This window comes from Kitasatospora sp. NPDC048239, assembly GCF_043202015.1.
Lineage (GTDB): Bacteria > Actinomycetota > Actinomycetes > Streptomycetales > Streptomycetaceae > Kitasatospora.
In genome coordinates this window covers 225,952-237,721 of sequence record NZ_JBICZP010000013.1, presented here as the reverse complement: position 1 = coordinate 237,721, position 11,770 = coordinate 225,952, and the positions used below count along the sequence as shown (strand labels likewise).

The 11,770-nt window shown below is 73.7% G+C and carries 6 protein-coding genes and 2 pseudogenes; 6 read left to right on the top strand and 2 right to left on the bottom strand.

Annotated features, from left to right (window positions below):
• Window positions 1-18: 18 nt before the first annotated feature.
• The 3 genes from ACGFZP_RS29870 (at window position 19) to ACGFZP_RS29860 (ending at window position 4,747) form a co-directional block, all read left to right on the top strand.
• On the top strand, window positions 19-2,373 hold the full coding sequence (locus tag ACGFZP_RS29870; RefSeq protein ID WP_392938989.1) for an acetyl/propionyl/methylcrotonyl-CoA carboxylase subunit alpha: 2,355 nt from the start codon (window positions 19-21) through the stop codon (window positions 2,371-2,373).
• Entirely contained in the window at window positions 2,370-3,362 is a 993-nt protein-coding gene (locus tag ACGFZP_RS29865; protein ID WP_392938988.1) for a hydroxymethylglutaryl-CoA lyase, read from the top strand. Before ACGFZP_RS29870 ends, ACGFZP_RS29865 begins: the two co-directional genes overlap by 4 nt.
• Window positions 3,363-3,556: 194 nt before the next feature.
• Window positions 3,557-4,747, top strand: coding sequence for an acyl-CoA dehydrogenase family protein (locus ACGFZP_RS29860; RefSeq protein ID WP_392938986.1), 1,191 nt, complete (start codon window positions 3,557-3,559; stop codon window positions 4,745-4,747).
• A 227-nt stretch (window positions 4,748-4,974) separates the two neighbouring features.
• On the opposite strand, the pseudogene ACGFZP_RS29855 reads toward ACGFZP_RS29860, so the two are convergent.
• Window positions 4,975-5,415 (bottom strand): annotated as a pseudogene (locus tag ACGFZP_RS29855) (universal stress protein); the annotation flags it as partial.
• A 905-nt stretch (window positions 5,416-6,320) separates the two neighbouring features.
• Here ACGFZP_RS29855 and ACGFZP_RS29850 point away from each other — a divergent pair.
• Window positions 6,321-7,502, top strand: a complete 1,182-nt coding sequence (locus ACGFZP_RS29850) for an HAD-IA family hydrolase (protein WP_392938984.1) — start codon at window positions 6,321-6,323, stop codon at window positions 7,500-7,502.
• A gap of 40 nt (window positions 7,503-7,542) precedes the next feature.
• On the opposite strand, the gene ACGFZP_RS29845 is transcribed toward ACGFZP_RS29850, so the two are convergent.
• The gene (locus tag ACGFZP_RS29845; RefSeq protein ID WP_392938982.1) at window positions 7,543-8,316 is read right to left on the bottom strand and encodes a GNAT family N-acetyltransferase; all 774 of its coding nucleotides are present in this window, start codon (window positions 8,314-8,316) and stop codon (window positions 7,543-7,545) included.
• A gap of 959 nt (window positions 8,317-9,275) precedes the next feature.
• Between ACGFZP_RS29845 and ACGFZP_RS29840 the strand changes: the two are divergent.
• Together ACGFZP_RS29840 and orn are read left to right on the top strand one after the other, a co-directional pair.
• Window positions 9,276-10,271, top strand: a pseudogene (locus tag ACGFZP_RS29840) (helix-turn-helix domain-containing protein); the annotation flags it as partial.
• Window positions 10,272-11,089: 818 nt separating this feature from the next.
• Window positions 11,090-11,692, top strand: a complete 603-nt coding sequence (orn, locus tag ACGFZP_RS29835; RefSeq protein ID WP_392938980.1) for an oligoribonuclease — start codon at window positions 11,090-11,092, stop codon at window positions 11,690-11,692.
• Window positions 11,693-11,770: the final 78 nt, after the last annotated feature.

Below are 11,770 nucleotides of genomic sequence, written 5' to 3'. Positions count from 1 at the left end.
CCCGGAGGAACGCCTCCCATGTTCGACACAGTTCTGGTCGCCAACCGTGGCGAGATCGCCGTCCGGGTGATCCGCACCCTGCGGCGGCTCGGCGTGCGTTCGGTCGCCGTCTTCAGCGACGCGGACGCCGACGCCCCCCACGTCCGCGAGGCCGACGTCGCGGTACGGCTCGGACCGGCCGACCGCAGCGACAGCTCCGCCGCCGAGACCTACCTGCGGACCGACCAGATCCTCGCCGCCGCCCGCCGCACCGGGGCCCAGGCCGTCCACCCCGGCTACGGCTTCCTCGCCGAGAACGCCGCCTTCGCCCGCGCCTGCGCCGACGCCGGTCTGGCGTTCATCGGCCCGCCGCCCTCCGCCGTCGAGCTGATGGGCGACAAGATCAACGCCAAGGAGGCCGTACGGACCGCCGGCGTGCCGGTGGTCCCGGGCAGCCAGGCCACCGCGCCCACCGACGAGGAACTCGTCGCGGCCGCCGAGGAGATCGGCTACCCCGTCCTGCTCAAGCCCTCCGCCGGCGGCGGCGGCAAGGGCATGCGCCTGGTCCGGGACCCGGCCGAGCTGCCGACCGAGATCGCCGCCGCACGGCGCGTCGCCCGCACCGCCTTCGGCGACGACACCCTGCTGCTGGAACGCTGGATCGACCGGCCCCGCCACATCGAGGTGCAGGTGCTCGCCGACGCCCACGGCACCACCGTCCACCTCGGCGAGCGCGAGTGCAGCCTGCAGCGCCGCCACCAGAAGCTGATCGAAGAGGCGCCCTCCGTTCTCCTCAATGCCGAGACCCGCGCCGCGATGGGCGCAGCTGCCGTCCGGGCGGCCGAATCCTGCGGTTACACCGGGGCCGGCACCGTGGAGTTCATCGTCCCCGGCCTCGACCCGGACTCCCCCACCCCCACCGAGGGGGTACGGGACTTCTTCTTCATGGAGATGAACACCCGTCTCCAGGTGGAGCACCCCGTCACCGAACTCGCCATCGCCATCGGCGGCAGCGCCGCCGGAGGCGACTCCGACGGGACCGGCTCGGCCCGGCCCCGACGGCTGGACCTGGTCGAGTGGCAGCTGCGGATCGCCGCAGGCGAGAGCCTCTCCTTCGGCCAGCCGGACATCTCCTTCCTGGGCCACGCCATCGAGGCCCGGATCTGCGCCGAGGACCCGGAGCGGGACTTCCTCCCGACCGGCGGCCGCATCCTCGTCCTGGACGAGCCGCAGGGCGAAGGCATCCGGGTGGACTCCGGTGTCGCCCCGGGCACCGTGATCACCAGCTCCTACGACCCCATGCTCGCCAAGGTCATCGCGTACGGGCCCGACCGCCCGACCGCGCTGCGCCGGCTGCGCGCCGCGCTGGCGGACACCCGGATCCTCGGCGTGACCACCAACACCGGCTTCCTGCGGCGACTGCTCGCACACCCCGAGGTCACCGCCGGCCGCCTGGACACCGGCCTGGTCGAACAGACGGCGCAGCAGCACCCCGCGATGCTGGCCTCGCCCTACTCCCCGGCCGCTTCCGGATCCGCTCCGGAATCCGCTGCGGACTCCCCTTCCGAGGACTCCGGCGCCCTGTCGACCGAGGCGCCGACCCCCGCACACCTCCTCTACTACGCGGCCGCGCTCGCACGGCACCTGGACCTCGCTCCCGTCACCGACACCGTCGGCTGGACCGATCCGTTCTCCCTCCCCTCCGGCTGGCGCATGGGCGGCGACGCCGCCTGGACCACGCACCGGCTCCGGGCCCCCGGCCAGGACCCGGTGTCGGTACGCATCCGTCCGATCACTGCGGGCAACGTAGCCGAGGCCACTGACATTCCCCCGGGTGTCACTCCCGAGGTGGAACTCCGACTCGGCTCCGGCCCGGTCCACCGCGCCCGGGCCGTCCGTGCCGGCGGGCGCCTGCACCTGACCGTCGACGGCTTGCAGACGACGTTTGCACAGACCACCGACAACGCCGCCGGCCCGACCGCCACCGGCCCGGTGACCTGGCTCGGGATCGACGGCGACGCCTGGCCCGTGCACTCCTACGACGCCGTCGGCGAGAGCACCACGGCCGGTGCGGCCCACCACGGCGCACTGACCGCCCCGATGCCCGGAACGGTCACCGTCGTGAAGACCTCGGCCGGCGAACAGGTCCGCCAGGGCCAGGCCCTGCTCGTCCTGGAGGCCATGAAGATGGAACACGTGATCGCCGCGCCGCACGACGGCACGGTGGCCGAGCTGCGGGTCGCCGCAGGCGCCACCGTGGCCATGGACGAGGTGCTGGTCGTGGTCGCCCCCGCAGACCAGGAGCCGACCGGCCAGGCCCCGGCCGCCGGGTCCGCCGACGCACCGCCGCGGGCCGGCGCCACCGTCGCGGCCGCAGCCGAGGTGCGGTCATGACCGCCGCCTCGCCCCGGTCCGAGCCCGACGCACTCGACCTCGGCCTGCCAGCCCCCGTCCGCGCCCCCGGGCTGCCGGAGGAGGTCCGGATCCACGAGGTCGGACCGCGTGACGGGCTGCAGAACGAGGGCTCCCTGGTGCCCGTCGAGGTCAAGGCCGAGTTCATCGCCCGGCTCGCCGCCGCCGGGTTGCGCACGGTCGAGGCCACCAGCTTCGTTCACCCGAAATGGGTACCGCAGCTCGCCGACGCCGAGGAGCTCGTGCCGCGCCTCGCCGATCTGCCCGCCCGCCACCCCGGCCTGCGGCTGCCGGTGCTGGTGCCCAACGAGCGCGGCCTGGACCGGGCACTCGCCCACCACGCCACCGACATCGCCGTGTTCGCCAGCGCGACCGAGACCTTCGCCCGCCGCAACCTGAACCGCTCGGCCGACGAGGCGATGGCCATGTTCGAACCGGTCGTGGAACGGGCCACCGCCGCCGGGATCCGGGTCCGCGGCTACCTCTCGATGTGCTTCGGCGACCCGTGGGAGGGCCCGGTCCCGGCCGCCCAGGTGATCGGGTTCGGCGTGCGCCTGCTGGAGATGGGCTGCACCGAGCTGAGCCTCGGCGACACCATCGGCGTGGCCACCCCGGGCCAGGTCACGGCCCTGCTGGAGGGCTTCGCCGCGGCGGGCGTGCCGACCGGGCAACTCGCCGTGCACTTCCACGACACCTACGGCCAGGCGCTCAGCAACACGCTGGCGGCGCTGCGCTGCGGCATCACCACGGTCGACGCCTCGGCGGGCGGCCTGGGCGGCTGCCCCTACGCCAAGAGCGCCACCGGCAACCTGGCCACCGAGGACCTGGTCTGGATGCTGCACGGGCTCGGCATCCGGACCGGGGTCAATCTGCGCACCCTGGTCGCCACCAGCGGTTGGATGGCCGACCGACTCGGCCGCCCGAGCCCGTCCCGCACCGTGCAGGCGCTGCTCGGCGCCGACCGGGGCTGACGGTCCACCACCCCGCCGCCGGCCGGTCCCCGGGCCTCGGCGCCCGGCCGGCGCACCCCGTCCACACGGCACCCCCCCCCCCCCCCCCCCGCCTCCCTTCCGACCACACCGTGAGTTCGTCACACCATCAGACGGACGCCGGTCATCCCGATCACGCCCCGCGGCCACCCCGGCCGGGCTCCAGGAGGATCACCATGCTCGATCACCGCTTGAACAGCGAGTACGAGGAACTGCGGCGCACCGTAGCCGAGTTCGCCCAGGACGTGGTCGCGCCGAAGATCGGCGACTTCTACGAGCGGGGCGAGTTCCCCTACGAGATCGTTCGGGAGATGGGGCGGATGGGCCTGTTCGGCCTGCCCTTCGCCGAGGAGTACGGGGGCATGGGCGGCGACTACTTCGCGCTCTGCCTCACCCTGGAGGAGCTCGCCCGGGTCGACTCCTCGGTCGCGATCACCCTGGAGGCGGCGGTGTCGCTCGGCGCGATGCCGATCTACCGCTTCGGGACGGAGGAGCAGAAGCGCGAGTGGCTGCCCCGGCTGACCTCCGGTGAACTCATGGGCGCGTTCGGCCTGACCGAGCCCGAGGGCGGCTCCGACGCCGGCGCGACCCGCACCACGGCGCGCTACGACGAGGCCACCGACGAGTGGGTCATCAACGGCACCAAGTGCTTCATCACCAACTCCGGCACCGAGATCACCGGACTGGTCACGGTCACCGCGCTCACCGAACCGATCGCTCGTTCGAGTGAAGAGGGCGAATTCTCCTCGCCACAGCGCGAAATCTCTTCCATCATCGTGCCCACGGGAACCCCGGGGTTCCAGGTCTCCAAGAAGTACTCGAAGGTCGGGTGGAACGCATCCGACACCCGCGAACTGTCCTTTACCGACTGCCGCGTTCCTGCGGCCAACCTGCTGGGCGAGCGTGGCCGAGGCTATGCCCAGTTCCTGCGGATCCTCGACGAGGGCCGCATCGCGATCGCAGCCCTGGCCACCGGCCTGGCCCAGGGGTGCGTCGACCAGTCCGTCCTCTACGCCGGCACGCGTCGGGCCTTCGGCCGGCCGATCGGCGCCAACCAGGCCATCCAGTTCAAGCTCGCCGATATGGAGATGCGCGCGCACACCTCCCGCCTGGCCTGGCGGGACGCCGCCTCCCGGCTGCTGCACGGCGAACCGTTCAAGAAGGAGGCCGCGATCGCCAAGCTGTACTCGTCCGAGGCCGCCGTCGACAACGCCCGCGAGGCGACCCAGATCCACGGCGGGTACGGCTTCATGAACGAATTCCCGGTCGCCCGGTTCTGGCGCGACAGCAAGATCCTCGAAATCGGCGAGGGCACCTCGGAGGTCCAGCGGATGCTCATCGCCCGGGAGCTCGGCATCAAGTACTGAGCTCCGCACCGGTCCGGCCCGGAGCCCGCCGCTCCGGGCCTCCGGCCACTCACAACCCCGACGCGGAAGGGAGTTGACCACTCTCAGCACCCGTAGCAGCAGCGCCGACGGCTCGCGCCGGCCGACCCCGGGGCCGAGCCCCACAACCACCGCAGGCGCGACGCGCCAGCGCCCCTCATTCCCCACTCCCGCACGCATCCGCCGGCACCCCGCGGCCGGAAGGGACGTCAGGGGATGACGATGACCGGCCGGTTGGCGCGGCGGGCCAGTCGGCCCGAGACCGAACCGAAGATCTTGCCGAGCAGGCCGTGCGTACTGCCGACCACGATGGCGTCGGCGGCGTACTCGCGGCCGACCTCCTCGATCTCGTGACAGATGTCGCCGCCGCGCTCGACCAGGATCCAGGGCACGCCGGCCAGGAAGTCGGCGCAGGCGAGCTCCAGACCGAGGACCTCGGTCCGGTGGTCCGGGAGGTCGACGAAGACGGGAGGTTCGCAGCCTGCCCAGACCGTGGCGGGCAGACGGTTGGCGACGTGCACGATCACCAGCCCGCACTGTGAGCGCCGGGCCATGCCCACCGCGTAGGCGAGGGCCCGCTCACTCGACAGCGAGCCGTCGAAGCCCACCACCACACCATGCTGGAAAGCCGGATCGCAGGGGCGTACGGGCGCCTCCTGGACCGCCGGCTCCCCTGGCGCGCCCGGCAGGCCGGGGCCGCCCGAGTGGTCCGCACCCGGGCCGAGACGGCCGCTCATCTCGGCCTCCGCGGAGCCGGTCCGCTGCTCGTCCCGCCGCTGGCGCGAACCGGGACGGCCACGGCGCGCGATGTTGCGCAGGGGGCGGGAACGGCCCCGGGAACGAGCGGCTCCACCGAGGTCTCCATCAAGGTCTCCACCGAGGTCGTCGCGGTCGACGGAGTCTGCCCCGGCCACTGCGCCCACACTGCGGACCGTGTCCGGTTCAACCGGTCGGAAGGACTCAAAACCAGCCATGGCTCACGGCTCTTCGAGGGAGATGGGCCGACAGGAGAGGACAACGCTGCCCGGGCAGCAGGCCCGCCCACGGGACGACGTCGGTCTGCGCCGAGCACCACCGTATGTGACCTATTCCTTTCAGAGTACGACGGGCGCGGGGCTCAGCCCAGCGGCGGAGCCCCGGAACGACTGTGTTCCCGCGAATGGGGGATGCGCCCGCGGACAACAATGCGCCCCTGTCGGCAGGCGAACACGCCCCCTCTGGCTGAAGGAGGTTCTCTGGAGCTTGACTGAGCAAACCGGGCCATGGCAACAGGCCACCGGGACACCGTGACCGGACTGTCATTGATCGGCAACGATCCGTTGCCGACCGTCGCCGCACCGCGTGGCCGAGGCTCACACCGGCGGGGCCCACGTGAGCGCCTTCGGCACGCCTCACCGTCCCCCTGCGTCCCACCCGTCACCCCATCCCCACCCGTCACCCCATCCCTGGGCGCCGCCCTTGCTCCTGGTAACCATTTCGGCCAATTCGTACGGGTTCGCGACCGTCTCTGGCATTTGCCAGATGCATAGGCGCGGCCGCTGGCACCATGCTCGGCATGCCCCTGCTCCTGCTGGACCTCGACAACACGCTGCTCCCCAGGGATGCCGCTTTCCGGGCCTGGGCTCAGGATTTTCTGGCCGAACGAAGGCTGCCGCCCGGCGACGTCGACTGGCTCGTCACCATCGACGGCGGCGGCTATGTGCCGCGCAGCACCGTACTGTCCGCCGCCCAGCGCCGCTACGGGTTGGACGAGTCCATGGAGTTCCTGATCGCGCACTACCGACGCGGCATCAACTCCCACATCCACTGCCCCTCCCGACACATCGACGCGCTGCGGGCGGCCCGGGCCGCCGGCTGGACGCTCGGCATCGTCAGCAACGGCAGCACCCGGCCGCAGTTGGAGAAGATCCGGCGCACCGGACTCGGCCCGCTGGTCGACGGCTGGGTGATCTCGGAGGAGGCCGAGTGCCTCAAGCCCGACCCCTTGATCTTCGAGATCGCCGCCCAGCGCTGCGGCGTCGCGCCCACCGGCGACTGGACCTCGCACACCTGGATGGTCGGGGACCACGCCCCCGCCGACATCGCGGGTGCGGAGCTGGCCGGCCTGCGCAGCGTCTGGCTGCACCACGGGCGCCCCTGGGCCGAGCCGGGCTATCGGCCGACCCTGAAGGCGGCCGGGCTGCCCGAGGCCGTCGGACAGGTGCTCTCCGCTCGCAACGCCCCCGGCCCCCGCCCCGGGATCCGGGCAGGCGGGCCGCTCCAGAGCAGGGCGGCCTGTGCCGTACCGGCCGGCCCCTGGAACAGGAGCGGCACGGCGGCCGCGCCCGGCAGCGCACGTCCCAGCGCGCGAATCGCCCTGTCCGCCCCGGACGGCCCGCGCGCGCCTTCACCCGCGCAGGGACCGGGCGGCGGTGCACCCGGTGCCTCGACAAGATCCGCTGTCCGAAACCGGTCCGGTGAAGTTGCCGAGTCGGGCGACGGGCCACCCGCGGGGAGCATCCGGTCCGCCACCCCGCCCGTACCCGAACGCCCCGAGCCGTCTGAACGCCTTGAACACCCCGAGCACCTTGAACACCCGGCACGCCCGGAGTACCTCGAGCACCCCGAGTTGCCGGGGTACCCCGCGCGCACCCGGTTCGCCATGCCTCCCGCGTCACCGGTGCCGCCGGTGCGTTCGGGCCCGGTCCTGCGCCCGGCCGTGCCCGCACCGATCGTCGGGGCGGCGGTAGCCGGGTAGTCGGCGCGGCCAACCCCGCCGGCCCGCGCAGGGCGCCCGATCAGCGGCTCCACCACGTGGTGCGCCCCTGCTCGGCGAAGCCGAGCTTGAGGTAGAGCGGCTCACCGAGCGCGGTGGCGACCAGGGTCGCCGGGCGGTCGGGGTGCGCCGCGGCCAGCGCCGCCTCCAGGACGGCGCGCGCCACACCTCGGGAGCGGTGGTCGGGGAGCGTCGCGACCCAGTACACCCCGGTGGCGTGGCCGTCGTCGTAGGTCAGGCAGGCCCCGGCGGTCACGCCGTCGATGCGGCCGCGCCAGGCGCGCAGGCCCGGTTGGCGCAGCAGCGGCTCCGGCAGCATCACGCCCCTGCTCCAGGGCCGGCGGGCCGGGATCGGGAAGCCCTCGACCACGGCCCGCTCGACCTCGGCGAACCCGTCCCCGTCCAGCACCTCATCGACCGTCAGGGAGCGGTCGCCGCGGGCGGCCTCCCCCGGTGCGCGGTCGTCGAGCGGGCCGGGCTCGCGGACCATGACCGCCATCGCCTGGCCGTGGGTGCAGCCGAACCGCTCCAGGTCGAGCCCGCCGTACGGGTCCTCCACGGTGAGTCCGGTGGTGGACCACTCCTTGAACAGGACCGCCAACTCCTCTTCCAGGGCGGCCGGTTCGCCGTACGGGACGGTGACCACGACGCGGTGGGAGTCGGTCGGGGTACGGGCGCAGCGAACGGCGGTGAACCCGGGGCGGGTGAGTTGCTGCCAGCCGTGCGCTCGGGCCTGGGCAAGCCAGAACGCGGCGGCGTTGTCGTTGGCCAGTTCGAGCCGGCTGCGAGTGTTCACAGCAGGACGGTAGCGCGCCGGACCGACAGCCGGTCACCGGCCGCGGCACTGGCCGGATGAAGCCAGGACGGCGCACACTTCGCCCGCGTGCGCCCTCCCGTGCACCGCCGATTTTCGGTCAATCTCGCGCGGCTCCCTCGCCCTTGGGCAAACCCGCAGCCCAGACGCGCCGGCCGGGTCCGCCGAAGCCGGGCGCCCCAGGACCAGTCCCGCGACAACCAGCCACCGTTGCACCGGCCCCCTTCCCAGAAGGGTCGACGGGTGCCACGCTTCGTGATCGAATGCATCACGCCAAATTGCCATGTCGACATAGCGTCGGATGGTGAACTTGTCACAACGGCAACGGTCCACCCGATAGATTCGATCTTGGCCAGCAGTGCCGCACCACCACACCACACCACCGAGGGGGCTTGAGCGCCTTGAGCAGGGTGAGCAGGAGCGACGCGGGTCCTGACAGCGGCCAGGCCGCGACCGGCATCACGGGTCGTCCCGCGAGAAGCACCGGCGCCCCGGCCATCGCTGCCACCCCCCGCACCTCCGGCAACTCCAGCGCCGCCTCGTACACCTCTGCGGCACCATCCGTCCCATCCGTCACAGGAGTTCCCGGCGGCTTCGGGGCGTCCTCATTCTCCGGCTCTCCGGAGCACGGCGGACGGCCCGTCAACCGACCGTTCGTCAATCCCGGATCCGGCCAGGGAGCCGGTGCGGGGTCGGGCGGCGGTCCGTCGGTTACCGGCCAACCTGTGGCGCACGCGGGACCGGGCGCGGGCTACCCGGCCTTCGCCGGCGGTCCGGTCGGCGCCTCGGCGCTCGGCACCCCGTCCGTCGGCATGACGGCGGGCGGAGTCCCGGCGACTCCGCTCGGGCTCGGCGGCCCCGGCCACAACCCGACCGGCCACAGCGGAACGGGTCACGGTGCGACGACCGGCTCCGGCGCGAACGGGCCCTCGGCCCCCGTGATGGCGGCCGCGCCCCGGAAGCTCTCGGGCCGGCGCCGGCGGGAGACCGTCGCGGTGCTGATCTTCGGCGGTGCCCCGATCTTCGAGAGCTCGATCCCGCTCTCCGTCTTCGGCGTCGACCGCCAGGACGCCGGGGTGCCGCGCTACCGCCTGCTGGTCTGCGCCGGGGAGGAGGGCCCGCTGGCCACCACCGGCGGCCTCACCCTGTCCGCCCCGTACGGGCTGGAGGCACTCGCCCGGGCCGGCACCATCGTCGTCCCGGCCTGGCGCTCGATCTCGCAGCCGCCGCCGGTCGAGGCCATCACCGCCCTGCGCAAGGCCCACCACGAGGGCGCGCGGATCATCGGGCTCTGTACCGGTGCGTTCGTGCTCGCCGCCGCGGGCCTGCTGGACGGACGCCCGGCGACCACGCACTGGATGTACGCGCCGACCCTCGCCAAGCGCTACCCCCGGGTCCACGTCGACCCCCGGGAGCTGTTCGTCGACGACGGCGACGTCCTGACCTCGGCCGGCACCGCCGCCGGGATCGACCTCTGCCTGCACGTGGTGCGCAGCGACCACGGCGCCGAGGCCGCCAACGCGCTGGCCCGCCGGCTCGTGGTGCCCAGCCGCCGCAGCGGCGGAGGACAGGCCCAGTACATCGATCAGTCTTTACCGGAGGAGATCGGCAACGACCCGCTGGCCGAGGTGGTCACCTGGGCGCTGGAGAACCTCAACCAGCAGTTCGACGTCGAGGTGCTGGCGGCCCGCGCCTACATGAGCCGGCGCACCTTCGACCGGCGGTTCCGCACGCTCACCGGCAGCGCCCCGCTGCAGTGGCTGATCACCCAGCGGGTGCTCCAGGCACAGCGGCTGCTGGAGACCTCGGAACTGTCGGTGGACGATGTCGCCCGCCGTTGCGGCTTCCGGTCCCCGGTGGCGCTGCGCGGGCACTTCCGACGCCAGCTCGGGGTCTCGCCGGCCGCGTACCGGACCAGCTACCGGGCACGTCGCCCCGGGCCGCAGACCGCGGCCCCGGCGGCGTACCCCGGTGACCTCCGGTTGGCGGGCGCGGCGCCGCAGTCGGCCGGTTCGCACGCGGCGGCCGCCGCGGCGGGTGGAGCAGTGCCCGGCCAGTCCGGGCATCCGGGGTACCCGGGGCCGGGCGGGCAGCACGGCCAGCATGCGCTCCAGCCGCTGTCCGGCAACCCGGCGCACACCGGCCAGCAGCCCTCGCAGGCGTTCCACGCCCGCGCGGCGCAGCCGCACCCGCACCAGCAGGCGGCGCACCAGCCGCACCCCGGCCAGCCGGGATCGGGCCGCGGTCCGGCCCGGCCGCCACTGGTCCCGGCGCAGGCCGGTCCGGGGGCGGGGCGTCCGCCGCGCACGGCGGAGCACGCCGCGGCGGAGGACGGCCATCCGCAGCCGGGTGCGCGCGGCCAGGGCCAGGGGCACCGCAGTACGCCCGAGCGCCCGGTGGACGAACCCGGTTCCGGTGGTGCGGCCAACGGCGGCGGCCGCGGGCACGGCGCGCCCGCCGGCCGGTTGCCGGCCCCGTCGTCCCCCGCGACCCCGGAGGGCCGGGCCCGTCAGGGCCGCGGCGCCCAGGTCCGCCCGCAGGGCGGCCGTACCGGGGCCCCGGAGGCCGCCCGGGAGGCCCGGGACGGCCGGTCCGCGCGGGACGGTCACCCGGTCCGCGCGCCGCACGAGGTCCACGAGGTCCACGAGGCGGAGGGGCACGACCAGGACGAGCACGCGCCGGAGAGCCGTACCGCGACACCTCGCTCGGCTCCACCGGTGCCCGCGGCGCGTGATCGCGCCGTAGGGTGAGTGGCGTGAATGACCGTTTGGTATGGATCGACTGTGAAATGACAGGCCTCGACCTCGACCGGGACGCCCTGGTCGAGGTCGCGGCACTGGTGACGGACTCCGAGCTGAACATCCTCGGCGAGGGTGTCGACGTCATCATCCGACCGCCCGCCGAGGCGCTGGAGAACATGCCCGAGGTGGTGCGCGCGATGCACACCTCCTCCGGTCTGCTCGACGAGCTGGAGCACGGTGTGACGCTCGCCGAGGCCGAGGCGCTGGTGCTCGCCTACATCCGCGAGCAGGTGCCGGAGGCCGGCAAGACGCCGCTGTGCGGGAACTCGGTGGCCACCGACCGCGGCTTCCTCGCCCGGGACATGCCGGCCCTGGAGGGCCACCTGCACTACCGGATCGTGGACGTCTCCTCGATCAAGGAGCTGGCCCGCCGCTGGTACCCGAGGGCGTACTACAACAGCCCGCAGAAGGGCGGCAACCACCGGGCGCTCGCGGACATCCGCGAGAGCATCGACGAACTGCGGTACTACCGCGAGGCGGTGTTCGTCGCCCAGCCGGGCCCGGACACCGACACCGCGCGGGCGATCGCCGAGAAGTACCAGGCGCCGACGGACTGACCCCCTCCCGCCGCCCTGCCCGGGCTCGTCCGGACGGCTCCGGACGAGCCCGGGCAGGGCGGCTGAGCCTCCTCGCCC

Bases quoted from the DNA above. Each gene is read 5' to 3' on its own strand.
- ACGFZP_RS29870 (WP_392938989.1), top strand. From the start codon at position 19: ATGTTCGACACAGTTCTGGTCGCCAACCGTGGCGAGATCGCCGTCCGG.
- ACGFZP_RS29865 (WP_392938988.1), top strand. From the start codon at position 2,370: ATGACCGCCGCCTCGCCCCGGTCCGAGCCCGACGCACTCGACCTCGGC.
- ACGFZP_RS29860 (WP_392938986.1), top strand. From the start codon at position 3,557: ATGCTCGATCACCGCTTGAACAGCGAGTACGAGGAACTGCGGCGCACC.
- ACGFZP_RS29850 (WP_392938984.1), top strand. From the start codon at position 6,321: ATGCCCCTGCTCCTGCTGGACCTCGACAACACGCTGCTCCCCAGGGAT.